At 38.0% G+C, this 24677-nt stretch carries 23 protein-coding genes; 7 read left to right on the top strand and 16 right to left on the bottom strand.

The genetic code is table 11. The annotated features are described in order from the left end of the window. The first annotated feature begins 54 nt into the window (after positions 1-54). Positions 55-1020, top strand: coding sequence for a ring-cleaving dioxygenase (locus ACFSFW_RS08565; RefSeq protein ID WP_388037198.1), 966 nt, complete (start codon positions 55-57; stop codon positions 1018-1020). A 50-nt stretch (positions 1021-1070) separates the two neighbouring features. Here ACFSFW_RS08565 and ACFSFW_RS08560 read toward each other — a convergent pair whose 3' ends face one another. From ACFSFW_RS08560 to ACFSFW_RS08540, 5 genes are all read right to left on the bottom strand, one after another. Further along, entirely contained in the window at positions 1071-1274 is a 204-nt protein-coding gene (locus tag ACFSFW_RS08560; protein WP_388037195.1) for a CLC_0170 family protein, read from the bottom strand. Between the two features lie 24 nt (positions 1275-1298). Beyond that, on the bottom strand, positions 1299-2531 hold the full coding sequence (locus tag ACFSFW_RS08555) for a Ger(x)C family spore germination protein (RefSeq protein WP_388037192.1): 1233 nt from the start codon (positions 2529-2531) through the stop codon (positions 1299-1301). After that, positions 2512-3618 (bottom strand): GerAB/ArcD/ProY family transporter, encoded by a 1107-nt coding sequence (locus ACFSFW_RS08550; protein ID WP_304216053.1) that lies wholly within the window; start codon positions 3616-3618, stop codon positions 2512-2514. The genes ACFSFW_RS08555 and ACFSFW_RS08550 overlap by 20 nt, the downstream gene beginning before the upstream one ends. After that, positions 3566-5293, bottom strand: a complete 1728-nt coding sequence (locus ACFSFW_RS08545; protein ID WP_388037188.1) for a spore germination protein — start codon at positions 5291-5293, stop codon at positions 3566-3568. The genes ACFSFW_RS08550 and ACFSFW_RS08545 overlap by 53 nt, the downstream gene beginning before the upstream one ends. A 265-nt stretch (positions 5294-5558) precedes the next feature. After that, complete coding sequence (locus ACFSFW_RS08540) at positions 5559-6164, bottom strand: alpha/beta hydrolase (protein WP_388037185.1); 606 nt, start codon at positions 6162-6164, stop codon at positions 5559-5561. Between the two features lie 177 nt (positions 6165-6341). Here ACFSFW_RS08540 and ACFSFW_RS08535 point away from each other — a divergent pair, with 177 nt between their 5' ends. Both ACFSFW_RS08535 and ACFSFW_RS08530 read left to right on the top strand, forming a co-directional pair. After that, on the top strand, positions 6342-6830 hold the full coding sequence (locus tag ACFSFW_RS08535; RefSeq protein ID WP_388037182.1) for a hypothetical protein: 489 nt from the start codon (positions 6342-6344) through the stop codon (positions 6828-6830). A 69-nt stretch (positions 6831-6899) separates the two neighbouring features. Then, on the top strand, positions 6900-7907 hold the full coding sequence (locus ACFSFW_RS08530) for a DUF3231 family protein (RefSeq protein WP_388037180.1): 1008 nt from the start codon (positions 6900-6902) through the stop codon (positions 7905-7907). 29 nt (positions 7908-7936) lie between these two features. On the opposite strand, the gene ACFSFW_RS08525 is transcribed toward ACFSFW_RS08530, so the two are convergent. The 4 genes from ACFSFW_RS08525 to ACFSFW_RS08510 all read right to left on the bottom strand — a co-directional run bounded on the left by ACFSFW_RS08525 (position 7937) and on the right by ACFSFW_RS08510 (position 13485). Beyond that, positions 7937-8785: a MurR/RpiR family transcriptional regulator gene (locus ACFSFW_RS08525; RefSeq protein WP_099352616.1), complete on the bottom strand. Its 849-nt coding sequence runs from the start codon at positions 8783-8785 to the stop codon at positions 7937-7939. Position 8786: 1 nt separating this feature from the next. After that, positions 8787-10175 carry an aspartate aminotransferase family protein gene (locus tag ACFSFW_RS08520; protein ID WP_388037178.1) on the bottom strand — a complete coding sequence of 463 codons (1389 nt, stop codon included), beginning with the start codon at positions 10173-10175 and terminating at the stop codon, positions 8787-8789. A 172-nt stretch (positions 10176-10347) separates the two neighbouring features. Next, the gene (locus ACFSFW_RS08515; RefSeq protein WP_388037175.1) at positions 10348-12354 is read right to left on the bottom strand and encodes a TRAP transporter permease; all 2007 of its coding nucleotides are present in this window, start codon (positions 12352-12354) and stop codon (positions 10348-10350) included. A 123-nt stretch (positions 12355-12477) separates the two neighbouring features. Then, positions 12478-13485 (bottom strand): TAXI family TRAP transporter solute-binding subunit, encoded by a 1008-nt coding sequence (locus ACFSFW_RS08510; protein WP_388037172.1) that lies wholly within the window; start codon positions 13483-13485, stop codon positions 12478-12480. A 373-nt stretch (positions 13486-13858) separates the two neighbouring features. On the opposite strand from ACFSFW_RS08510, the gene ACFSFW_RS08505 reads away from it, so the two are divergent. Then, positions 13859-14287 carry a DUF4064 domain-containing protein gene (locus ACFSFW_RS08505; protein WP_099352613.1) on the top strand — a complete coding sequence of 143 codons (429 nt, stop codon included), beginning with the start codon at positions 13859-13861 and terminating at the stop codon, positions 14285-14287. Positions 14288-14332: 45 nt separating this feature from the next. Here ACFSFW_RS08505 and ACFSFW_RS08500 read toward each other — a convergent pair whose 3' ends face one another. The 3 genes from ACFSFW_RS08500 to ACFSFW_RS08490 form a co-directional block, all read right to left on the bottom strand. Beyond that, entirely contained in the window at positions 14333-15505 is a 1173-nt protein-coding gene (locus ACFSFW_RS08500; RefSeq protein ID WP_388037169.1) for a MalY/PatB family protein, read from the bottom strand. A gap of 38 nt (positions 15506-15543) precedes the next feature. Further along, a complete protein-coding gene (gene def, locus ACFSFW_RS08495; RefSeq protein WP_388037167.1) occupies positions 15544-16125 on the bottom strand; it encodes a peptide deformylase in 582 nt (193 codons plus the stop codon). 150 nt (positions 16126-16275) lie between these two features. Then, positions 16276-16947 (bottom strand): SGNH/GDSL hydrolase family protein, encoded by a 672-nt coding sequence (locus tag ACFSFW_RS08490; protein WP_388037164.1) that lies wholly within the window; start codon positions 16945-16947, stop codon positions 16276-16278. A 172-nt stretch (positions 16948-17119) separates the two neighbouring features. On the opposite strand from ACFSFW_RS08490, the gene ACFSFW_RS08485 reads away from it, so the two are divergent. After that, a complete protein-coding gene (locus tag ACFSFW_RS08485) occupies positions 17120-17680 on the top strand; it encodes a DUF1836 domain-containing protein (RefSeq protein ID WP_388037161.1) in 561 nt (186 codons plus the stop codon). 20 nt (positions 17681-17700) lie between these two features. Here ACFSFW_RS08485 and ACFSFW_RS08480 read toward each other — a convergent pair whose 3' ends face one another. Then, positions 17701-18759 (bottom strand): peroxiredoxin family protein, encoded by a 1059-nt coding sequence (locus tag ACFSFW_RS08480; protein ID WP_388037158.1) that lies wholly within the window; start codon positions 18757-18759, stop codon positions 17701-17703. A gap of 182 nt (positions 18760-18941) precedes the next feature. Between ACFSFW_RS08480 and ACFSFW_RS08475 the strand changes: the two genes are divergently transcribed. Further along, a complete protein-coding gene (locus tag ACFSFW_RS08475; RefSeq protein WP_388037155.1) occupies positions 18942-19277 on the top strand; it encodes a thioredoxin family protein in 336 nt (111 codons plus the stop codon). A 53-nt stretch (positions 19278-19330) separates the two neighbouring features. Here the strand turns inward: ACFSFW_RS08475 and ACFSFW_RS08470 are convergent, their stop codons facing one another. Both ACFSFW_RS08470 and ACFSFW_RS08465 read right to left on the bottom strand, forming a co-directional pair. Then, positions 19331-22468 (bottom strand): MMPL family transporter, encoded by a 3138-nt coding sequence (locus ACFSFW_RS08470; protein ID WP_388037152.1) that lies wholly within the window; start codon positions 22466-22468, stop codon positions 19331-19333. Between the two features lie 2 nt (positions 22469-22470). Then, positions 22471-22932 carry a MarR family winged helix-turn-helix transcriptional regulator gene (locus ACFSFW_RS08465; RefSeq protein WP_099361662.1) on the bottom strand — a complete coding sequence of 154 codons (462 nt, stop codon included), beginning with the start codon at positions 22930-22932 and terminating at the stop codon, positions 22471-22473. A 275-nt stretch (positions 22933-23207) separates the two neighbouring features. Here ACFSFW_RS08465 and ACFSFW_RS08460 point away from each other — a divergent pair, with 275 nt between their 5' ends. After that, positions 23208-24224: a DUF1646 family protein gene (locus ACFSFW_RS08460; protein ID WP_388037148.1), complete on the top strand. Its 1017-nt coding sequence runs from the start codon at positions 23208-23210 to the stop codon at positions 24222-24224. A gap of 32 nt (positions 24225-24256) precedes the next feature. Here the strand turns inward: ACFSFW_RS08460 and ACFSFW_RS08455 are convergent, their stop codons facing one another. Then, complete coding sequence (locus tag ACFSFW_RS08455; protein WP_388037145.1) at positions 24257-24673, bottom strand: DUF1284 domain-containing protein; 417 nt, start codon at positions 24671-24673, stop codon at positions 24257-24259. Positions 24674-24677 lie beyond the last annotated feature (4 nt).

Genomic DNA, 24677 nt, shown 5'->3' with positions numbered 1-24677 from the left:
CTGTGGTATAATTATCTTGAATTCAAGATAATTTATTTTATTGGGGGACTGAGCATGCAATTACTAGGCTTACATCATGTTTCGTTACTCACTGGCAAAGCGGAGCGAAACTTTGAATTTTATACAAAAGTTTTAGGAATGCGCCTAATTAAGAAAACAGTGAATCAAGATAATACGCAATCCTACCATCTTTTCTATGGAGATGCAAAAGGGAATCCGGGGACCGAAATTACATTCTTTGATATACCTGGACTCGGACGAACACACCCTGGAGTATCAAGTATTTCTTCCACTTCACTACGTGTGAAATCAACTGATTCCTTGCATTTTTGGAAGAAGCGATTAGCGGAATACCGCATTTCAACAGAAGAAATCACTAAGCGAGCTGGGCGCGATACTTTGGCTTTTCAGGATTATGAAGGCTCAAGAATCATACTTGTTGCGGATAATGGTGAAGTGGGAGTTTCTGCAGGTGAACCTTGGGAAGTTAATGGTATCCCAGCTGAACATGCGATAATTGGGCTTGGACCAGTCACATTAACCGTTGCCAACGCTGAACCAACAGTGAAAATTTTGACAGATGTCATGGGTTTCCGAAAGGTTGGAAGCTACCAGTCACTTGCAGGTGATTATCCAGAAATCCTAGTCTATGCGACAGGTGAAGGTGGATCTGGAGCCGAACTTCATATTGAAACACGACCAGATCTACCAAAAGAACGTTTGGGACGTGGTGGTGTGCACCATGTGGCCTTCCGCATTCCGAACGAAGAGGAATATGAAGAATGGTTTACAAAAATAAAACAAACACGCCTTCCCAACTCTGGCAAGGTAGACCGCTATTACTTTAAAGCATTATACTTTAGAGAACCAAATGGTATTTTATTTGAGCTTTCAACTGACACTCCTGGGTTTGATGTAGATGAACCACTAGAAACATTAGGTAAAAGACTTGCACTTCCAGCATTTTTAGAACCAAAGCGAAGTGAAATTGAAGCAAATTTACGACCATTGGAAATTTAAATAAAGATAGCCCCTAGAATATTCGAATTTCTAGGGGCTTGTTTTAATTTTCACCAGAAAATATGCTGATACGCCCAATTTACTAAAAAGGCAAGTACCCCGGCTGTTATATTAAACCATCCTAGAAACGTGCTAACCTTCCTTTCTTTTTGCATGTTCTTCGTTTTATACCCCTTCACATCAAACATGAGAATAAAGACCCCTGTCATGACACTTAGTACAACTACGTAATTTAAATAACCAATAAAAACCATGTAAACTCCTTCGGTACGATAAGGCTATTTTGCCTTTGTACCCACTCTTCGAATTTTTGATGTACATTGAATATCATAGGTCATATCCTTGTATACTTCACGCCACTTCTCTTTTGTTTGAATCTCCTTATTCCAGTAATCAGGTTGTTTCGCTCGAAAATATTCACCAAAACCAAAAATATCAGATTGTTCATCCTGCATTTTTTTGATTAATTTACTTGTTCCTTCTTTAACACCCTTTGTGGCCTCTATTTCAATTTTCCGAACAATTTCCGGATTATTTAAATCTACTCCAACTGCTCCTTCGCCAATTGTACTTTCATAATGAATTTTTATGTCCATGTGAGGCTTTCCGTTTCGCAGTGTTGGTTTTATAGATGACCTGCGATGTTCTGCCCTCACTATTACCTTATCATCAGAATCGGGTACCTCGACAAATACCTCATAACCCCCTATCTTCTCTCCTGTTACAGCCATGAATAAGCCAATTTCAACGGGTTCCGTTCTACCTATCATTCGATCATCTTTAAAATACGCTAAACCAGAAATTTGTATATTATCCTCTTTTTTTAATTCTAGATATGGAAGGAACGTATCTTGACCTTTGCTTTGTAGCTTTGTCCAAAACAAGCCGATAAAGTCTTCCGGAAATGTACCTAATCCAACAGCATTTTCGACCATTGCAGACAAATATAGAGTAGGGACCCGCTCTAGTTTAGGTGCAACCTCCATAAATTTTTTCGCTTCACCTTTTGATACGACCATCCAAGCAGTCCTCCTAATCTCAGGGTTTCTTCGGAGATAATCGTTAAATCTTTTTACCCCATCCTTCGCAACGTCTTCACTTATGACAATGGTCCTTAGATGACCAAAAAAAAGCCGGTCAGCCACTTCTTGCTGAAGGACTGCTATCGCGTCATCTAATGTATATCCCACTACACTTATTACCCAAAGTGGGTTTTGTTCTACACCAGCCCCACCCGTTTGCGGTCCAAGTGGAATTCTTCCTGGAACAGCGATTTGAGCACTTAATTTAATTAATCCATCTTTTGGCTTTGGAAATTGATTTCCTAAACCGGTTATTTGAGCAAGGTCTTCACCGTCTACTTCATCAACCTTATCAATTGATATACCCAATATCGTCGCCCGTTGTTCAATATCATCACTATCCCAGCAACCTGTTAAGAATAGCCCAGGCACTAAAGCGATAAGTATAATTTTTAAACAAGTCTTCCAACTATGCTTTGATACTCCCACTTTTTTTCACCTTTTTCTTTACAAGGTCTACACTAACTAATAACATAGGATAACCGATTGTTAGAATTAGGCCCAATCTACCAAAGATTTCAATAACATCATATAAATGCAAAATATTTTGCGGAATCATCGCGATAATGAAAACAATCGGCAAAATAAAAAAGGAAAGCATTTTATGATCACGTAATCCAGCCATTTGGCTAATGGAATGAACCGTGAACATATAACTGGAAAACAATGTAGTGAATACAGCAATTACCCACACAGATAAAAAAACAATATCTAATCTCTGAAGAAGATTACCAGGTATTGAGGTCGTACGAGCTAATTCAAGGGTCGGCCATAGAAGGTTCGTTATTTCACCTGGCCCAAACACCGCAACCGTTGCAATGACAATTAACAGGTATAAACCACCGGCAATTACCATTCCCCAAATACTAGCTTTAACCGCTTTTCGTGGATGCCTCATAAAGGGAATAATCATTGTAAAAATAAAAGAACCCTGAAATAATGCTGCAATGGTTAAGCCTCCAATTAAGTAACTTCCAGGTTCATTTCCTAGTATTGGAAGTAAATATAAGCTATTTGCGTTCTTTAAAGATAAAGCAACGATGATCAAAGCAGGTGCCAAAATAAACGGTACATAAAAATTATGGATATAGGCAAAGACATTCATGTCATTCCTTGTAGACAATGCCGCGAGTATCAACATCACAATGACAGTCACTTCTAGTGGCGTTTGCTTCAAAATAGCAGTAATAACTACCGCTCCAAACTCCCGTGAAGTTAGTCCCGTTAATATTGCAAAAAAGAGAATGATTACTAGATTTGGCACCCTACTTAACCACTTCCCCAAAATATCTTCTCCATACAAAATGATAGATTTTCTCGGGTGACGGATTCCAAGAAATGTAATTAATCCAAGTCCAGTGGATGCTATCCCTATACCGAATAAAGTGAGTAAAGGAGCACCCGTATCTGCGGACCGAACTGCAAAGAGAGGAAGTGCCAATAATCCCACTCCGATAATGGTACTAATCAGGATCGTTGTTGCTTGAATGACCGTTATCTCGCGTGGATATTCCACTAGACTTGTCCTCCTTCCATTTTTCATTTCCAACCATTACTGGATCCAACGTGTTACTTTGAACCTTTGCAGATTTTCCATTCATTTTTCCTAAACGGTCAGAGTTTTGAGAATGCAGCATTTCAGGCCTTTTTGGCATCCACCAAAAAGGTGCTCTAATAATCACATCCTTTAAACCTTGAAAATTACCAGGAGTTACTGGACTCATATAAGGGACTCCGAAGGATTTTAACGAAAGCATATGATTAAAAATGAAAATAACGCCAATGACGACACCATAGAGTCCAAAAAAGCCAGCCATTATGACAATTGGAAATCTTAGCATGCGGAGAGCAAACGCTGCATCATATGCCGGAGTTGCAAAAGAACCAATCGTTGTCATCGCAATTACAACAACCGTTATTGGACTTGCAATACCCGCCTCAACCGCTGCTTGTCCGATAACGAGTACCCCTACAATGGAAAGAGCTCCACCTACCTGCTTAGGTAGTCGAACAGTCGCTTCACGTAGGATCTCCATCGCAACTTCAATCATTAACACTTCTACCACTGCAGGAAAAGGGACTCCTGAACGTCCACCCGCAACAGCAACAGCAAATTCAGTCGGAAGTAACTCCGGGTTAAACGATATAAAGGAGACATATAGTGATGGAAAGATTAAAGAGAAAACTAATGCCACCATCCGTGCGAGTCGCACAAAACTACCCATTAAAAATCGAGAAGAGTAATCCTCGAAAGTTTGATAAAATTGATTAAATACCACTGGAGCAATAAGCGAGAATGGTGATCCATCAACTAGAATAGCCACTCTTCCTTCTAGAATACTTCCTACTGTCTTATCAGGGCGTTCTGTACTCTGAATCTGTGGAAAAGGAGACATATGGTTATCTTCAATAAATTGTTCGATATAGCCTACATCCAAGATGGCATCTATATCAATTTTCCCTAAACGATCCTTCACTTCTTTTACTAAGTCATCGGTTGCAATCCCTTCAAGATAGCAAATAGCTGTCGTCGATTTTGACACGCGGCCAATTTCCATAATTTCAACACGAAAATCTGCTGTTTTTAATCGATTTCGTAATAATGCTATGTTCGTTTGTAAGGATTCAATAAAACCTTCTCGAGGTCCTAAAATAACCTGTTCTGTTTCTGGCTGGGAGATTGAACGTTTATCGATATTCTTTACAGCAAATTGAATACCAGAATTAACCCCATCAATAAAAATAAAGGTTTCTCCACGTAATAACGCATTTATGATATTTTCAATATTACTTTCTTTTTTTATTTCAGTATGAAACATGGCCTCATTCAAAATGAAATCCAACACATTTGTTTTTGTAAGTTTTTCAAGGTCGGTTTGAACTGGAACATACATTAAAGGCTTCATAATGCCACTGTTAATTGTACTTTTATCAACAATGCTAGAGAAGTAAATAATCGCAGCACTAAATTTACCGTACATTTGAAACTTGCGACAAAAGAAATCAGCGTTCTTGCCCAATAGATTTTTCAATAAATCAATCGTGCCATCAAGGTTTTCCCCCAGCTGATCGGTTGGCAACTCTTCAACCAATTTATGTGGGATGTTATTTTCATTCGCTGTCGCAGCTGGTTGTTGTGAAGATTTAGTACCTCTTCGTTTCGGACTTCTCTTTATGGTAGACCAAGACATTTCGATACCTCTTTCTTAAAAGAGACATTTTTATATATATTCCTCCATAAATGGTATTTTATTCTTTTTGAGGTAATTGGTATGAGGTACGGAATTTGGGGGTCGTGCGGACGAGCGTTGCTATTGCGTAATTATCTGGATTAAAACGCAAATAACCCAAGATTGTATTTTTACAACACAATCTTGGGTTATTGTTTTGATGTATAAAACTATTATAACGCAATTCCACTAGATTAACACGCAGTGAGACTGAAACCACCCGATTTTAGAAGTGTTTCTTATACCACTTCGCTGCTGCAGCAACCTCTGTGCCAGTTAGCATATGTCCATTATTTTCCCAATGTACCTCGACATCTGCATTTACTTTCTGCAGAAGGTCTTGCAGGTCAATGGTTTCCTGTGCTGGACAAATTGGATCATTTTTACCTGCTGTTATGAAGACAGGTGTACCCGTAAGATCGGGTAATTCTATACCTCTTCTTGGTACCATTGGATGGTGCAGAATGGCTCCTTTTAAGGCATCTTTGTAATGGAACAGTAGGCTTCCTGCAATATTTGCTCCATTTGAGTACCCAATTGCAACAATATTATTTCGATCGAATGAGTAAGTTGTGGCAGCCTCGTCGAGGAACTCATTTAATTCTTTTGTACGGAAAAAAAGATCTTCCATATCAAAAATCCCTTCGGCTAAGCGACGGAAAAAGCGTGGCATGCCATTTTCAGATACATTTCCACGCACGCTTAATACGGATGCATCTTCATCTATATGTGGTGCTAATGGCAATAAATCCGACTCAGTTCCTCCTGTACCATGTAATAACAGAAGAGTTGGTTTTGTTTTATCTTTACCTTCACGGAAAATATGCTTCATCGTATTCCCTCCTAAAAGAAATGCTATTTCTAGTATCTCCTAACGAGACCTTAATAATAGTTAATGATAAATTATCTTTAATTGAAGATAATATACTAGAATCTATTTGTCAAACCCCAAGCATATAACAAGGACAAGTCTCATATCCTTTTATATACGTTACTAGGGAGGGTCAATATGATTCGAAAAATCATTCTACTATTCATCTTTATCGCGTTATTAATAGGATGCTCCTCACCTTCTATGACCGCTTCAGATTTATACAATGCCCTTGACCAGAATCTTTCAAAAAAGGATCAGGTTATATTAGATAGCCTTCAAAGCCATGTACAAAAATTTAATCAACTTAATAGGGAATTAAATATGCTTTTGGAAGAAATGAAAAAAGAGGATGAATTAGAGGCAGCAATTGAAACAATGCAAATCGCTAATGAGGAAGCGATGTACATTTATAATCTAATTGAGCTAGATGGTAAACCGAGTAATAAAAGTTTGAAAAAGTTACGAATTCACATTCAAGCGTCAATTGAAAGATATATGGAAGGCATGAATACACTGCTCCAGGGGATTACAAATGGGGATACAAACAAAACGGACGATGGCTACGAGCAGATTAAATCCATTAACGAAGAGTTTGAACAATTATTATCTTACATGGAAGGTTGAATTGTTAAAGAATAGAAATTTTCATTTAACCAATACTACCCATATATGAAGTATTGGGGAGGGTGCCTTATGAAGAAACATAATATTCGTTTATCCAGTGCTGAAATCAGTGGATTATGGACGACGTTTATACAGGCTAGTATGACGATTTGTTTGATTAAATATTTCCTTCACCACTTAAAAGATGAGGAAATTAAACCACTATTAAAAGAATCTTTTCAAATATATAGTGGGCAAATGAAAGAAATAAAGCGAATATTTTCAGAAGAAAAAATTCCAATACCGGATGAGTTTTCCGATGAGGATATAAACCTATCGGCACCGCCATTGTTTTATGACCCTTTTTCTTTAACTTTTGTTTATGCAATGAGTCGAATGAATATGATCAATTTTAGCTTTATCGCTTCAAATGTGGCTAGAGAGGATATTCGATCATTATTTTCTAAATGCTTATCAGATGCTTTAACTCAGTATAATGAAGCAACCCAGCTAATGCTTGAAAAAGGAATATATGACCGTCCCCCAATGGTTGTCTATCCTACTGAAAATAAGTATATAGAAAAAAAGACATATTTAACAAAGTTAATCGGGGATAAGAGGCCATTAAATGTTTTGGAAATCACGGATATGTTTTTTAATTTGGAACGAAACTTTTTTGCAATTGTTCTTTGCACGGGTTTCCTTCAAGTCGTAAAGGACAAGGAAATCTTTGACTTTATTAGTGAAGGAAAAAAAATATCAGAAAAACAAATTACTTTTATTAATGACCTTCTGAAACAGGAAAATCTTATGGGAACAACATCCATTCCAATGGAGGTAACGGGTTCAACGGTATCTCCATTTTCAGATAAGCTCATTGTTTCACTTTTTCATGCTCTCAACGGAATCGACATTACTTTAATTGGGCATGCACAGGGAATATCTATGAGGGCAGATTTGGTTGCTTTTTACTCAAAAACGATCGGTGAGATTTTACTTTACGCTGCTAAAGGATTCGATATAATGGTCAACCGCAGGTGGATTCAAGAGCCACCAGGTACGGTTGATCGGATTAAACTACAAAAACATTCAAAGTAAACGACGTGCCCTTCGCACGTCGTTTCGATTTACCCATAAAAAATTTGAAACCTCTCCCACACTTCCTCTAAATCGGTAAGATGCCTTTCAATTTCTTTCCGCTTCTTTCGACCAACTGCTGTTAATAAAGCATTTAGTAAACTTAACGGAGCAACAAATGAATCAATATATGACGGCATCTCACTTGGCGAGCAAAGAACAATATTAGCATAAGGAATCAAGGGAGAAAGCCGCGTATCTGTGATAGCAATTACATTTGCACCGCGGTCTTTGGCAAATGAGACTGCCTCAATTGTATTTTTTGTATATCTAGCGAAACTCAGTCCGATTACAATATCCTCTTCAGTTATTCGGAATAACTTTTCAGAAATACCATTCGGGTTCCTAATTAACTCTGTATTTTCGAATAATAAATCTAAGTAAAATTCTAAAAAAGAGCCTAGAGAAACTGCACTTCGATTTGCGACTATATAGATTCGTTTTGCATTAATTATAGCCTCGACTGCTTGATGGAATGCCGTTATATCAAATTGGTCTGCCATCTTTTGAATTCGGTTTATTTCTTCCTGAAACATTTCGTAAACGGCTTTGTCCTCTGAATCATAAATATCCTCAGTAATCTTTAGACGTTCTACTGTGGTAAGCTGCCTTTTTACAGAATCCTGCATGTCTTTTTGCCATTCTGGATACCCACTATATCCAAGAAACGTGGAAAAACGAACAACAGTTGCCTCACTAACATCTGCCATTTTTGCTAGCTGTCCTACAGTAAAAAATGGTACAGATTCCGTGTTTCCCAATACGTACTTTGCAATTTTCCGTTGTGATTTACTCATTTCAGGTAATTTATTCGTTATATTTTGGTACACCTCTTGCATCTTATGAATCGATTCCTTTCACTATCTTAATTGCCATTTCATGCTTTCTGACAGTTTCTTTAATGTCTTCATCTGTATGCACAATAGACATTGAATAACGATTTAATGGCTTTGTATAGATCCCCAATTTTAAAAGCTCATAATCTATGTTTTCACGAAGTTTCATATCTGCTTTTAGTAAGTCTCGATAATTCTTTATTGATTGATTTGTATGAACAATATTAAAAATACTTCCCATCCCAACAGTCTGCATTTCCATTCCATATGATTGATAAAGTTTTTCGAGGCTTGAACGAAGGTTTTCCGTTTTTTGAATTAATCCTGGGTACACATTATCTTTCTCAAGAACTTTAATCGTCGCTAATCCAGCTGCCAATACAATTGGATGACCATTATAGGTTCCACTATGAAATAGCACATGATCTTTCTTTATAGCCTTTCCGCCTGCAGATAATATATCTCCACCTTTAGAAGGGGCCATTAACTCCATAATCTCTTGGAGACCACCAACGGCTCCAACAGGAAAGCCACCCCCCAATACCTTTCCAAGTGCTGTAAGGTCTGGCTTAATTCCATAAATAGATTGTGCCCCTCCTAAAGTTAAGCGAAAACCAGTTTTTACTTCATCAAAAATTAAAAGTATACCCAACTCCCTTGTAAGTTTTCGAAGTCCATCCATAAAACTCTCTTCAGCTGGAATAAATCCACCTTGAACAGGTTCAATAATAACAGCTGCAATTTTATCCTTGTATTGTCGCAATATTTGCTCCGTTGCATTTAAGTTGTTAAAAGGTAGAATAATTGTATTTTCGGCGTTATGTGTTGATATCCCTTTCGATTCTGGCACAGAGTTCGGCTTCTTCTCATTACCCGCTTCATCAATGGTTGGATTCACACTTACCAAAACCTCATTATAGCCTCCATGATAATGTCCTTCAAATTTTGCTATGTTTGTTTTTCCTGTATAAGCTTGTGCCAATCGAATCGCTAATAATGTAGCCTCTAATCCAGAATTCGTATAGCGGACCATTTCAATACCCGGAAAATGCTCAATTAATTTATTTGCCATTTCAACTTCTAATACATGTGGAGCCCCAAAAACTGCTGTTCCTGCTGTGGCCAATTGATTATATACAGCAGCCGTAACCTCTGGGTGACCGTGGCCAAGTAGAAGGGCTCCATAGCACAATAAATAATCAATATATTCATGCCCATCTACATCAATTAATCGACTCCCATTCCCTTTGTCCATAAAAATGGGATGTGGTGCGAAGTATTTTATGTTTGCTGAAACTCCTCCAGGAATTACAGATTTTGCATACTTAAATAAATTTTCAGACCCCATCATTTTTTCAGAAATATGACCTTGGTTGGATTGAAACAATGTCAATTGAACAGCCCCCTCTTTTGAAATTTATATTTCATAATATAAATTTAAGAAATATTTATTTCATTATAATGTAGGACAAACTCTGAAGTAAATAGGTTATTTAGAGAGAACTCATTTTCACCTCAACATTTAGCAGTAAAAAACCACCCTTTTCAAAAAGGGTGGTAATAAACTAATTGAATGACATCGTTGGTGCTTGAATATTTTCTTTTGGACGGCGAGATTGAATAAATAAAATAGCTAATAATCCAATCACACCTGCAGCTCCAAAATAAATACTTGGTGATACAAGGCTTAGGCCTGCGGCGAATAGAATGATTCGCTCCCATACAAATGCCCTACGTATGAAGAATCCGATCATTGCTGTACTAATACCAATCATACCAATAATCGCCGTTATGACAGATATGACCAAGAATGGAACCTTGAAGTCGATTAAAAGCATTTGCGGATTGATGACAAAGATAAATGGAATTATATATGCGGCTGTCGCAAGTTTTGTTGCTGTTACTCCCGTTGTAAATGGATTTGCCCTTGCTAAGCCAGCCCCAGCATAGGCGGCTAAGCAAACCGGCGGAGTAATGTCTGCTACGATTCCAAAATAGAAGACAAACATATGAGCCGCGAGTACTGGTACATCTAACCCAAGGATTAATGCGGGAGCAGCCATTGTAGCTGTAACAACATAGTTTGCTGTTGTTGGCAAACCCATTCCAAGGATTAAGCAAGCAATCATGGTAAAGAACAAAGTAAGGATTAAGCTTCCTCCACCCAACGCAATAATACCATCAGCAATACGTCCACCAAGACCTGTTTGAACAACTACTCCAACAATAATCCCCGCAGACGCACACGCTGCGATAACCGGCAAAGCAACTCTTGCACCTTCCTCAAGTGTTTTAATAACACTTTTTAACGACATTCTTGTATCTTTACGAACAAGACTCACTAAAAATGAGACTAGAATCGCAAGCAATGCAGCACGCATTGGCGTCTTTCCTGTCAGTAATGTGTAAAAAATAACGATAAGAGGCAGCAATAGGTAGCCACGTTCAAGCATTAACTTCTTTGCTTTAGGCAAAGTCTCCTTGGGAACCCCCACAATTCCAATCTTTTTTGATTCGAAGTGAACACCAAAGAATACGCCTAGAAAATAAAGGGCAGCCGGGATAATTGCAACCAACATAATTTGGCTATATGGGATATTTGTATAGGAAGCCATGATAAATGCGGCTGCTCCCATGATTGGAGGCATAATTTGACCACCCGTTGATGCTGAGGCTTCAGCTGCTGCCGCGAACTCTGGTTTATAGCCTGCTTTTTTCATCATTGGAATCGTAAACGAACCGGAACCAACTGTATTTGCTACAGAACTACCAGAAACCATCCCCTGCATGGCACTTGCTACGACTGCTGCTTTTGCTTGACCACCCGTAAACCGACCAGTGATCGCAAACGCAATATCATTAAAGAATTGTCCGACACCAGTTCGAATTAACATGACACCAAATAATAAAAATAGAAAAATAAATGTCGAGGAAACTTGGATTGGTGTACTATAGATACCTTTTGTCGTTAAATACAAATCAGTAACCAATGTATTCCAAGAGAAACCTCGGTGAGCAAATAGTTTCGTAGGAATCAAGTTTCCATACAATGCATAAAGAATGGCCACACTCGATACAATGACAATCGGAAGGCCAACACATCTTCTCGCCGCTTCAAGAACAAGTAATACTCCTAGTGTTCCAACAATAAAGTCTGGAGTTGTATATCCGAATACAATCCGTTCTGACACCAATTCCTCATAGAAAATAACATTATAATAGCCAACACCTAGTGAAATAATGGCTAGGATCACATCGTACCAAGGAATTCCTTTTTGCTTACGATGAAGTCCCTTTTTAATTGGATATAACAGAAAGATTAATCCCAATGCTGTCCCTAAATGTATTGGACCCTGAATTCGAGCTTCAAAGGCACCGCGATACCCTGTATAAAGATGAAATACCGTCAGGCCAACAGCCAAGATGAGAACAATCCATTTCCATTTCCCAAGATTCCTTCGATAGGTACTTTCCCGGTCGTATTTTTCTAGAATCTCTTCTGCCGATACACTTTCTTTATTTTGAGTAGGTTCGTTCGAATCCCTCATCTCCTTTTTCTTCCACCATTTCATTCTTACCACCACCTGTGAAATCTATTTTATTTAACACGATTAATTGGATTGGATTAACAAAAGTAATCCTTGTGAAAAAAAGGGCTAGAACACATAGTGTTAAGCCCTTCTTCTTTTAAGCTATTAATCTAGTATTCCAATTTCTTTATAGTACTTTTCTGCACCAGGATGAATTGGTAAATCTCCTAATCCACTAAGTGCGTTTTCTTTTGTCATGTGGGCTGCTTGAGCATGTGTATTTTCACTTGCCTTTTCAAGCATGACTTTTGCAAGTTGGTAAGCTAATTCATCATTCACTGTGTCTGTATTTGCAACAAGAACAGCGTATGCGGATACAACATTCGCATCCTCTTTTAACCATTCGTAAGAACCTGCTTTAATTGTATAGCCAGTGTATCCACTTGTTTCTTCTACCGTTGTTAATTCATCACCTGTTACCTCTAAGAACTTCACATCGCCAACTGAGGCTTGAAGCTCGTCAATACCTGCATCTGGCAGGCCAAGTAGTCCGAATGAAGCATCAATAGTACCGTCTTGTAGTTTCGATTTTGCATCACCGAATCCTTCTTGGTATGCCTCATAATCGCCATCGTTGATCCCATAAGCTGCTAAGACCGCTTTTGTTGCAGTTTGCGTTCCACTTCCTGGAGGTCCAATCGCAATTCTCTTTCCTTTTAAATCTGCAATTGTCTCAACACCAGTGCTTTCACGTGTAATGATTTGAAGAACTTCTGGATAAATATGTCCAATAAATGCGAAGTTTTCAACTTTCTTACCTTCAAAATCACCAGTTCCATTAAGCGCATTATAAGCAGGTAAATTAACTGTCATTCCAAGGTCAAATTCACCATTTGAAATTTTTGCAAGGTTCTCTACAGAAGCACCTGATTCAGTTGATGTTACGTTCACGTTGTCAATATTCTTGTTCCAAACATTCGCCATTTCGGCACCAAGTGGAAAATAGGTCCCTCCTTGGCTACCTGTACCCATGAGAAGATCGATTGTCCCAGATTCAGCACTGCTATCGCCTCCTTCATCCTTGTCGTCACCATTCGTGTTATCACTGCTACATGCAGCAATGAGTAAAACCAATGCTAGCAGCAAAGTTAGAAATGAGTACTTCTTCAGCATTTGCATTCCCCCTAAATATTTATTTTTTATGTAGACCCTCTTAGAACGAGGTTTACTACCAAACTACTACCTGGATTAATTTGGTATATTTACCATTTAAACACCTATAATTCTAGGTTAACATAAATTGTCTACAGTTTGCAAAATTTTTTTAATATTCCTTTAACATGATTGTAATAATACGTATTAAAGGAATATTTTTATATGCATATTTCACCTGAAAAATTAATTACACCATTTTTGAAACCTTTTTTCTCTTTTTTCGTAAATAAACTAATTCCACTTTTGGAGAGGATTAGGAAGAAAATCGGATTGCATACTATATACTGTATAGTACAATCAAAAGGAAACATTTTTTAAGGGGGAACCATGAATGAAACGTACTGGTGAATTTGTTTTAACGATTATTGGAGCTTGTTTCTTTGTATTTTTAACTTTATTTGGATTTATGTTTGTAGGTCTTGGTGACAATAATGAGTTCACACAAGAAATGGAGAGCATCGCTGCTGAAGATCCAACTCTTGAAGGAGTCGATATGGGCATCATTACAGATATGGTAACATCCGGTGGCTGGTATTTCATTATCGTTAGTATTTTAGCCATCATACTCGGAGTTGTATCGTTATTTCTTCTTAAAGGGAATAAGCATCCAAAAGCAGCAGGAATTCTGTTAATTGTAGTAGCTGTACTTACCACACTTGCAACATTCTTAATCTCCATTATTGCAAGTATTCTATACCTCATTGCAGGAATCCTTTGCTTAGTACGTAAGGAAAAGGAAACATTTAATCCTGAATACTAAACACGAAAAGCTTGAAGGTTTTTAATGGCCTTCAAGCTTTTTTCTTTACCTATACTTAACTGCTCGGCTAAATCGTTTCAAGCCTTCTTCTAATAAAGCTCTTGGGCAAGCGATGTTGATTCTGGTGAAGCCTTCTCCTTCTTTTCCAAAAATATAGCCTTCGTCAAATGCGACTTTACCTTGTTTTTGAATGACATGCTCTAGTTCTTTGGCTTCTAGGCCAAGCTGTCGACAATCCAGCCACACGAGATAAGTTGCTTCAGGTTCAATTACTTTTACCTCTGGAATATGGGTATGAATATATTCTTTAAGGAAATCTAGGTTTCCTTGTAAGTATTCCATGAGTTGATCAAGCCATTCGTCCCCTTCTTCATAGGCAGCAATAAGGGCGGTTACTCCAAATGTATTGGTCATACTAATGAAGGCGTCCTCGACGGCTTTCGTAAATTTCTCGCGGTACTCTTTGTTCGGAATGATGATATTTGATGTTTTTAACCCCGCAAGATTAAAAGTCTTACTAGGTGCCGTACATGTAATAGAATGCTCAGCAAATTCAGCAGAAATCGCAGCAAATGGTGTATGCACATTCCCTTTATAAACGAGGTCAAAATGAATTTCATCCGAAACCACAAGGATATTGTGCTTCAAACAAATTTCTCCTAACTTTGTCAATTCATCCTTTGTCCACACACGTCCAACCGGATTATGTGGATTTGAAAGAATAATCATTTTTACATTTGAATCAATTTTTTTCTCAAGGTCATCAAAATCCATGGTATAACGACCATTTTCAAATTGTAGCGGATTATTGACGATTTCCCGTCCATTCTTTTCAATTACGCTCATGAACGGATAATAAACAGGTGGCTGTATTAAGACTTTATCGCCAGGGCTTGTAAAGTTTTGAACAATAATATGTAATGCTGGGACTACACCAGGGCAAAAAGTAACCCAATCCTTATCAATCGTCCAATTATGACGACGTTTCATCCAGCCAACTGTTGCATCATAATAGGCGTCAGGTCTTGTAGTATAGCCATAAATTCCATGCTCAGCGCGATTTATTAAGGCATCGATGACCGGCTGTGGCGATTTAAAATCCATATCTGCTACCCACATCGGAAGCATCTCTTTATCCCCAAATAAATTTTCTACCTCATCCCACTTTATTGAGTTCGTCTGCAATCGATTGATTGATTCATCAAAATTATATTTCATGCCTATCCCTCCAAAATTCTTTGGAATTACCAATTGTATTAATAGAGGCTCTTGATTTCTACGTTTTCTGGAAGCTTAAATGGATTCTGTTTGTTGATATGATCGTAAAACATGATTCCGTTTAGATGGTCAATTTCATGTTGAAAGACGATAGAGGCATAGCCTTTTAAACGAAGAGTAAATTCCTGACCATTGATATCATATGCTTTCACTTTAATTTTTTCATACCTAGGAACATAGCCTTCTACCGGTCGATCGACCGATAGACATCCTTCTCCTTCTGGCAAATAAGTCATGGATACCGAATGACTCACAATTTTCGGGTTCACTACATGGTATTCATGCAATTTGTCATCAAAGTCTGTAAAATAGGCGACAAACATCCGCTTATTGAGACCAACTTGGTTTGCAGATAAGCCAACCCCAGGTCGTAAACCGTACTTTTTTGCAAGCGCAGGGTCCTGGCTGTTTTTTATATAATTCATCATGCTAATAAGTGATTCCTTGTCCTCTTCTGCAATCGGCACTGGAACCTCTTTTGTTTTCTCAGCTAAAATCGGATGTCCCTCACGAACAATATCCTTCATCGTAAGTATGTAATCAGATTTATAATAGTTCATTTGTTTTCATCTACCTTTACTCATTCTCATGTTTTTATCTTAGCTTTCCTATTTGCTTATGTCCATTGATATACAGTTTTTCACATTACTCTTGTTGTATTCCATTTTGAATAGAAAAATGCCACCTATTATACAAGTGGCATATTCCTTTTATTTTGTTTTTACTAAAGAAGAGAAAATGGCACTACTCATTGTTTTGTACCCTTCACCTGTCAAATGAATCCCATCATCACTAATAAAATCATTCAGGTTCCCAGCATGTTTCATGGCTGTACGCACATCAATTTTCAAGACATTTAATTGCTCAGCTAAGCTATTCAAGCTGTGATTATAGAGACCGTGCCAGTGCTCGATGCCTCCTTGAAGACTAATCCAATGACTGATTGAGCTGCCATACGTTTGAGCAAGTAGCTTGTAATACCGAACAGGGTCAAGTGGTGGTAAGGTCATCAAAATTGGAGTACTATTCGTTTCTTGGATTCGTTGAATTAATTTTTTCAGGTTATCCATATAGCGTTCAATTGGCACAATTGGCTGATGCTCATCTTCAGGATTCTTCGCCACTTCGTCCCATTTAAAATTGCAGTCATTGCCACCAATATTAATGATTACGTAATCAGGGTGTTCGTCAATCACATCTTTTTCAACTCGGGACAACAATAAATCGGAATTATCATTAAAGACACCTTTATTTATAACAGTGATGTGATCAGAAGCAAATTGCTGTAAAAACGCAGGATAATTTTCTTTTAAGATTCGCATGCGACCTTTCACAAAAGAAACACCTCTAGTTAAACTATCACCAAAACATACAATTTTCATATTTATCACCGCTCATCTATTTTAATTGAATTCATTAAAGATACCATTACATGTAGTTATCGATACTACTTATAATCATATACACATTTCATCATGTAGTCAACATTTACTTTCTGATAGTTATAGAGTAAACTAGGTAACAAATAATATCGTTATAAATGAGGTCATAACCATGAATATAGATGTTGATAAAAATATTTTTTTAGAGGACATTCCACAAATTGATTTATACATGGACCAGGTCATCCAACTCTTTGAAAATACGTTTAGCCCCACAAAAAGAAATGAGGATGAAAAGGTCCTTACGAAAACCATGATCAACAATTACGCAAAAGGTAAATTGCTGATTCCGATTAAAAACAAAAAATATTCGAGAGAGCATTTACTTTTATTAAGTTTGATTTACCAACTAAAAGGTGGGCTATCCATCAATGATATCAAGGCAACACTTGATGGTGTAAATCAAAGAATCATGAATGATGAGAAGTTCGAGCTCGAAGAATTTTATAAGAGCTATCTTGCTCTCTATAAAAAAAATGCAACTGAATTCAAAGAAGATGTCGATACAAAGATGAAGGATGTGTCAGAAGAAATTGGCGCTTCCGAGGATGAACAGCTGAAAAAGGTGCTTTTGATTCTATCCTTTATTACAGCTAGCCAATTTTATCGTCGTGCTGCTGAAAACTTGGTGGACGAACTCATTCAAAATCAGGGCGAAAAAAAAGAAAAGTGACGAGACTCACTTTTCTTTTTTTAATTCACACTATTGATTAACTCTGTCATCATTTCCTTATCCATCGGCCCGACAATTTTTTTCCGGACGATGCCCCTGGAATCAATTAAATAACTTGTCGGAATCGCGTAAGCTTGATAGATTTGTCCAATATTTCCTTCCTCATCAAGTAGGACTGGAAAGGTGAGCCCATATTCATCCACAAATTTCGCAACGTCCGAGCTCTTTTTCTCTGCAGTTGTTAGATTTACCGATAACAGCGCAGCATTGGATTCCTTATTTTCCACATAAAACTCTTCCATATGTGGCATTTCCGCTTTACATGGTGGGCACCAGCTTGCCCAAAAGTTTAAAATAACTTTCTTCCCTCTAAACTCTGAAAGCTTCATTTCTTCTCCACTTGTTGTTTTTAAGGTGAAATCAGGTGCCAATTGCCCTTCAGAAATTCCAACTTCAACCTCAGTTGCTTTTACATCTTCTGTCGGGGTAGCGAAAGAAATATTGCTATTGACCGTCCACACAATAAGGCCTGTTAAACCAACGATTAACGCTGCTTTTTTCATCTCATGAAGCACTTCCTTTTTTTGTTGTCCTTTATTATAGAGTGTCAACAATAAAAGAAAGAATGCACCCATTGATTTTATAAAATGCAAAACACTGTCATCGTGAAGGAAAAATAGCGCTAGTAAATCATGGAGCATAGCGGTTGTGAAGCTCACAATAAGCACTGAGCGAATGAGATGCGATTTTGTTACTGTTCTCTTTTTTATGTGATATAGAAAATAAAGTAATATAATAACAAATGCAATCGCTAATCCTTTTGTTCCTCCGGTGAAATAGAGTAAGGACATCGGACTTTTTATGACGAGTGCTGGCTCTAAAAGGAATAAACTTCCCTTCCACGCTAAAAAGCCAATGAAAATGCCGTTAGTGAGTAGATTGATAATGCTTTTGGTATTGTCAGTTGATGTTGTTTTGGCTAACCAAACCCTTGCTATGATAAGGCCTGCGATTATGCCAACTCCAAGGATGATCCATTTTGTCATGATGGCTAGAGAGCCAATTTGTATGAAATGCATCTTGTACCTCCACTGTGCTATTGTATATCATTATACCACATAGGGTATAATGTGCGCGAAGAAATTAAAGTATGTGCAAAACAACGTTTTTATATATTCATACAATTAATGCTCTGAATGAGTTTAAAAGCATAAAGGCTTACGCACCTTATTAATATCATATTTTTGTTTGGAGGCCCAAAATGAGAGAATTTATTGAATTAACATCTGTTGATAATATCCAACATTTTATAGAGAAACATCCACTTTCTTTTATCTACATCTCAAGAACCGATTGCAGTGTTTGCCATTCATTATTGCCTCAGGTTAGGGAAGTAATGGGTGATTTCCCCGAAATACAACTTGGCTTTGTGAATGCCGACGATGTTGAAGATGTTGCAGGTTATTTTTCCATTTTCACAGTTCCGGTCCTACTTTTATTTGTGGAAGGTAAGGAGTATGTTAGAGAAGCACGTTTTGTCCCGATGGAACCCTTTAAGGAAAAAATTGAAAAGATATATCGGAGTTATTTTGAGTGAACAACTTAGCCTAAAAAAACAAGGCCCCCGCGACAGGGAGCCTGGTTTTATGATTAATTGGTTGGTCGTTTAAATGGCCACCAGTTGGCGATGCCAAAGTTTTTGACCATAACTGGGATAAATAATGGCAGAATCACAAATGCGTACAGCATGAGACCGACGAGTGTGATTGATGCAATCTGGAGCAATGAGAGCATTCCAGATGGCATCATGGCTGCAAATGTTCCTCCAAGAATGATAGCTGCTGAGATAATAACAGTCCCCATCTTCTTCATAGAAAGAAGCATCGCTTCTGCTACTGGAATATCACGGTATTCGTTGAAGCGATCCATTAGGAAAATACTATAGTCGACACCGAGTGCAACTAAGATGACAAATCCAAAAAATGGCACCGCCCAGCTGATTCCGGAATATCCGAGAATATTGACGAAAATAACTTCATTAATGGCCATCGATGTGTAATAGGTTAAAATTAATGAACCTATGAGATAGAGTGGCATGATTAACGAACGGAACAAGAAAATTAAGATGAGCGCAATACCAATAAACATTAGCACGATTGTACGTGAGTAATCTTGTTCAGACATTTTACTTAAATCGGTATTGGTACTTGTAATACCACCAAGGGCGACATCTGCATTTTCAAGCTTGGTATCTTTTGTTGCTCTTGCAACAGCTGCTTCGATTTCCTCGATTTGTGCCATTGCTTCGTTAGAATATGGGTTCGCTTCAAATATGACATCTAATGTCATGACTTTACGATCTTTTGACATGTATACATCAAGGACTTGTGCGAAATCATCACTCTCAAGTACTTCTTCTGGCATATAGAAAGCATTTAATTCTTCAGAGTTTGATAGATTTGATAAATATTCTTGAGCGGATCCTAATCCAGCTGAAACCTGCTCTAGACCATCAGCACTTTGAGTTAGTCCATCTGTTAATTGTGTTAATTGACCACCTAGACTTCCGAATCCATCAAGGAGCTGCTGTTGGCCATCATTAATTCCTGTAAGGCCATTTGTAATTTGTGGCATACCTTGAACGATTTGTCCTTGGCCATTTGCCGCTTGGACAAGCCCACCTTTTAGTTCTTCTAAACCTGCAATTAGCTGTTCAAGACCAGCTGGAAGTGCTGCTTGTTCTTTGAGCAATTGTTCAAATCCTGCATTAGCTTGAGTCATTCCGGTATTTACTTCCGAAAGATGACCATTTAGTTCTTGAATCCCCGCTGATAATTGTGGGATCCCTTGCAAGGATTGCTTCATTCCTTTATATACATCATCATCAGCAATACTTTGGCCACTCTCTGCATGAATATAGTAGCCTTCTAGATAAGCAAATCCACCTTCATTTAGTTGATTCACACCAGTAGTTAATTGTTTGAGCGCATTTGCTATTTCAGTGTAGCCAGTTTGCAAACCAGCAATTCCACTTTGGGCATCTTTATAACCGACTAATAGTTTCGTATTATAATAGTTTAATAATTCTTCTGATCCAGCCTTTGCTTTGTCAACCTCAGCAATCATCGTATCGATTCCAGCTGTTCCGCTACGGATCCCTGACTCAATTTTTGAAAGGTTTGTTTGGATCTCTGTTAGGACAGATTTCACCTGATTAGTTCCAGTAATTAATTCACCGATTCCATCAGTGGCGGTTTTAAGCTCTGGCTCTGATTTTGCAAGTTCACTACCTGCCTCTTCAAGCCCATCTTTAATTTGAGTGAGTCCGTCTTTGCCTTCACCAATACCTTCTTCAAGTGTTTTTGCTTGGTTCGCAACGAATAAATCCTCAATTGGTTCACCAGTTGGTCTTGTGACAGAGCGAATAGAGTCAACAAGATCCACTTTTTCCACTTCACGGCTGATTTTTTCAGCTAATTCGATATACTCTGTGGAGTCCATTGCCTCATCATTTTTCAAGACGATTTGAGTTGGCATGGATTCACCAGGTCTGAAGCTGTCCGAAATCGCATTGAATGCTTTAATCGAGTTTACATCTCCACTTAATTCTTCTAATGAGTTATAAGATAACTCTCCATCATACACAAATAAGAATGGAGCAATGATTGCAGCAACAATTATTAGAGATAAGAGTGGGCGACTTAATGAAAATCTTCCAGCAACTGCCCAAATTTTACTGTCTCCATGTTCTAATTTCTGCTTAGATGGCCAGAATAATTTTTTTCCTAAAACGGCCATAAAGAATGGAACGACCGTGAATAATGCAACTAGTAAAATAGCAACACCTACCGCTACAGCCACAGCTGATTGGTATAATATGAACTGAGAAAAACCGATGGCAGCAAAGCCAATCATGACGGCAACGCCACTGAAAAATACTGTACGACCAGCATTTTTATACGTTTCAACAATGGCTTCTGTTAAGCTTTCTCGTTGTGATAGTTCTTCTTTAAATCGACTTAAAAGCAAAATACAGTAGTCTGTTCCAATTCCAAATAAAATAGCCACTAAGAAAATCTGTGTATAGGTTGAAATTGGAAAATCAAATTTATCAACCAGCATCGCAACAATCGATTGTGACGCAAGATAAGTAAATCCAACTGTCACAAGTGGAATAATCGGTGCTACGAGAGATCTAAACACAAGTAAAAGAACCACAAGGATAAAGACAACCGTAATACCTTCAGTCTTTTTCAAACCTTCTTGTGAACTGGTTACGAGATCTTCACTAATGAGCCATTCACTCGTATAATAATGGTCAACCTTTACATCTTCAATGGCTTGATACAAAGCATCGCTGACCTCTTTTGGCTCCCGGTCATTCCAGCTAATTGTTACAGAGGCAAGGATTGCTTTTCCCTCCTCTGATACAAGCTGTTCCTTTAGTGTTTCCTCATTAAAATGAGTAAGAATTTCGGTAATCCCGATTTCCTCTTTCTTCTCTTCAAGAAGTTGGATTGCTTTTTCCGCTTCTTTGATCTCGTCATCTGTTAACTTCTTTTTATCATGAAACACAAGGGCCACCTGTGTTTCATCTCCTCCACCCTCTTGGGACTGTGCATCATTTAAAATTTGACCTGCAATGGAGGATGAGTATTCATCGGGTACAGTTATCTGGCCTTTTTCACGCACAAGATCTCCCATATTCGGAGCTGCCAAGAATAATCCTGCTACGACAACAACCCATGCGATAAGGACAAACCATTTCCGTTTTATAATAAATTTCATACTTATTCCACCACCTTGTTCTGTTTTATCTTTTGAAGAATTCCATTAAGCTTTTCATACGTTTTTAAGAATTGAACGATTTCCTCTTCAGAAAATTCACCAATAATAGACTCGACAAGGTTATTAACCCGCTCCTCTGTCTTTAAAAACAGTTTCTCCCCTCTAGTTGACAAAGTTAGATAGACAAGTCGTCGATCATTCTCGTCACGTGTTCTATCAATTAACCCTTTCTCAAAAAGGCGATTTATGATGGCAGTAATTGCACTTTTTTTCACTTCAAAAACCTCTGCAAGTTCGGTTGATGTACACGAACCCACTTTATTTATGTAGCGAAGTGTATAATGCTGTTCATTGGTAAGTTCGGTTCCGAGCTGTTCCTTCACAAGCGAATCCGCAATGGTATTCACTGAAAACGAAACATCAACATATAAATCAACCAATTCCTTGATATTTGTTTTAGCCATATTTCAATGTCACCTCACAAAATAAGATTCAATCATTTAATAGTTAAACACTTTAACTATTAACATCATTAACTATAATTCCGGCTATCCAAAAAGTCAATAAAAAAACAGCCCTCTAACCTAGAGAGATGTCCCTTATTCTTTCCACTATTCTTGAAATCAAAAATAACACTATTAAATAAGTAACAAATTGTTTAGCAAGTTTGTCCGATTTTTGCATATGAATATAATACTTGCTCCTAGGCGCATCAATAAGAAAAGTTGAGGTAATGTGAATGATTATCGGATTGTCAGTAATTCTTATTTTTGTTCTATTTTTGCCATTTTCGGTCAGGATTGTTGAGAAAAATCTAGAGTTATTCCTATTTGTTATGGGGCTTCTTGCTGCGGTTGTCGGCGGTGTATTTAGCAGTCAGCTATTCATACGGGCAGCAGTTGATCCCATCAAAATCACGTTAGCTGTTTTTATAGCTGGCTTGCTTTTCAAATGGTTTCATACACCATTACAAAGATCCATCGTTGGACTGAGCCGAAGAATCCCATTCCGCTTATTTATTGGATTAGTTGTCATTATCCTAGGGCTCATTTCAAGTATCATAACGGCCATCATCGCAGCACTTGTACTTGTTTTGGTTGCCTCTTCACTTAAACTAGAACGTGCATCTATGATTCGTTTCGTGATAATCGCCTGTTTTTCAATTGGAATGGGAGCAGCATTAACACCCATAGGGGAGCCCTTATCCACGATTGCGATCAGTAAGCTTAATGAAGAGTTTTTCTTTTTAATAAGCTTAATCGGGCCTCAAATTTTCGCATCTCTCCTTCTTTTCGGTTTATTGGCCACCCTTGTTGTCGAGCCGCCAAATCGGAAAAAAGCAACGGTTGGAAAGGAATCAAATCTTGAAACATATGAGGAAATTCTTGTACGAGCGTTAAAGATTTATTTTTTCGTCATGGGGTTAACCTTACTAGGTGCAGGCTTTGAACCAATGATCAATCGTTATTTCATCGGGCTTGACCCGCAACTTCTTTACTGGCTAAATATGATTTCAGCCATTCTTGATAACGCCACTCTAGCAGCCGCCGAAATCAGCCCTGCGATGGACCATTTTACAATTCAATCAATACTATTAGGACTATTGATTAGTGGTGGAATGCTTATTCCTGGGAATATCCCTAATATTATTGCAGCCGGGAAATTAGAAATTACAAGTAAGGAGTGGGCAAAGTTCGGAGTACCAATGGGACTTTGCGTGATGATGGGATATTTTATCATTATTTACTTAATCTAAAAAATGCCTTGTTCAGGCATTTTTTTATTGCTTTATTTTACTTCTCGTAGTCCTTTACCTTCAATCATTTCCTGTACCCCTTCCTCACAGACGCCATAGGAGCGCCATGAGCAAGATTCACACACCGTTTGAATGTCTGCAGGAATGATATGCTTTTGGATTCTAGCTTCAATGTCTTCCCATCTTAAAATTTGTCCGATTCGAAGTCCCATTTTTTCTAGAATCATAGCATCCCTTTCGTAGATGGACGCAATTTGACAATGGTATTCACCATTGTTCGGGTATTTTTCACATAGATGATCTGGACCTTTTACAATCTGAACAAGCGTCCTTGGGTAGTTTCTAAGAGTCTGGTGAACGATCGTCATGTTTTCCACGTACTCTCTGGAATAGCCCATTCCCCTATAACCTAAAAGGCAAAAAAGATGGTGACCCCGCAGCTTATACATCAAC

Origin of the sequence: Ferdinandcohnia salidurans (assembly GCF_042680725.1) — a bacterium.
In the GTDB taxonomy this organism is placed as follows: Bacteria; Bacillota; Bacilli; order Bacillales; family Bacillaceae_L; genus Ferdinandcohnia; species Ferdinandcohnia salidurans.
This window is presented reverse-complemented; position numbering and strand designations above follow the sequence as displayed.

Excerpts from the sequence above, each read along its gene's own strand:
- ACFSFW_RS08565 (WP_388037198.1), top strand. The coding sequence starts at position 55 with ATGCAATTACTAGGCTTACATCATGTTTCGTTACTCACTGGCAAAGCG.
- ACFSFW_RS08560 (WP_388037195.1), bottom strand. The coding sequence starts at position 1,274 with ATGGTTTTTATTGGTTATTTAAATTACGTAGTTGTACTAAGTGTCATG.
- ACFSFW_RS08545 (WP_388037188.1), bottom strand. The coding sequence starts at position 5,293 with ATGTCTTGGTCTACCATAAAGAGAAGTCCGAAACGAAGAGGTACTAAA.
- ACFSFW_RS08540 (WP_388037185.1), bottom strand. The coding sequence starts at position 6,164 with ATGAAGCATATTTTCCGTGAAGGTAAAGATAAAACAAAACCAACTCTT.
- ACFSFW_RS08535 (WP_388037182.1), top strand. The coding sequence starts at position 6,342 with ATGATTCGAAAAATCATTCTACTATTCATCTTTATCGCGTTATTAATA.
- ACFSFW_RS08530 (WP_388037180.1), top strand. The coding sequence starts at position 6,900 with ATGAAGAAACATAATATTCGTTTATCCAGTGCTGAAATCAGTGGATTA.
- ACFSFW_RS08525 (WP_099352616.1), bottom strand. The coding sequence starts at position 8,785 with ATGCAAGAGGTGTACCAAAATATAACGAATAAATTACCTGAAATGAGT.
- ACFSFW_RS08515 (WP_388037175.1), bottom strand. The coding sequence starts at position 12,354 with ATGAAATGGTGGAAGAAAAAGGAGATGAGGGATTCGAACGAACCTACT.
- ACFSFW_RS08510 (WP_388037172.1), bottom strand. The coding sequence starts at position 13,485 with ATGCTGAAGAAGTACTCATTTCTAACTTTGCTGCTAGCATTGGTTTTA.
- ACFSFW_RS08505 (WP_099352613.1), top strand. The coding sequence starts at position 13,859 with ATGAAACGTACTGGTGAATTTGTTTTAACGATTATTGGAGCTTGTTTC.
- ACFSFW_RS08500 (WP_388037169.1), bottom strand. The coding sequence starts at position 15,505 with ATGAAATATAATTTTGATGAATCAATCAATCGATTGCAGACGAACTCA.
- def (WP_388037167.1), bottom strand. The coding sequence starts at position 16,125 with ATGAACTATTATAAATCTGATTACATACTTACGATGAAGGATATTGTT.
- ACFSFW_RS08490 (WP_388037164.1), bottom strand. The coding sequence starts at position 16,947 with ATGAAAATTGTATGTTTTGGTGATAGTTTAACTAGAGGTGTTTCTTTT.
- ACFSFW_RS08485 (WP_388037161.1), top strand. The coding sequence starts at position 17,120 with ATGAATATAGATGTTGATAAAAATATTTTTTTAGAGGACATTCCACAA.
- ACFSFW_RS08480 (WP_388037158.1), bottom strand. The coding sequence starts at position 18,759 with ATGCATTTCATACAAATTGGCTCTCTAGCCATCATGACAAAATGGATC.
- ACFSFW_RS08475 (WP_388037155.1), top strand. The coding sequence starts at position 18,942 with ATGAGAGAATTTATTGAATTAACATCTGTTGATAATATCCAACATTTT.
- ACFSFW_RS08470 (WP_388037152.1), bottom strand. The coding sequence starts at position 22,468 with ATGAAATTTATTATAAAACGGAAATGGTTTGTCCTTATCGCATGGGTT.
- ACFSFW_RS08465 (WP_099361662.1), bottom strand. The coding sequence starts at position 22,932 with ATGGCTAAAACAAATATCAAGGAATTGGTTGATTTATATGTTGATGTT.
- ACFSFW_RS08460 (WP_388037148.1), top strand. The coding sequence starts at position 23,208 with ATGATTATCGGATTGTCAGTAATTCTTATTTTTGTTCTATTTTTGCCA.
- ACFSFW_RS08455 (WP_388037145.1), bottom strand. The coding sequence starts at position 24,673 with ATGTATAAGCTGCGGGGTCACCATCTTTTTTGCCTTTTAGGTTATAGG.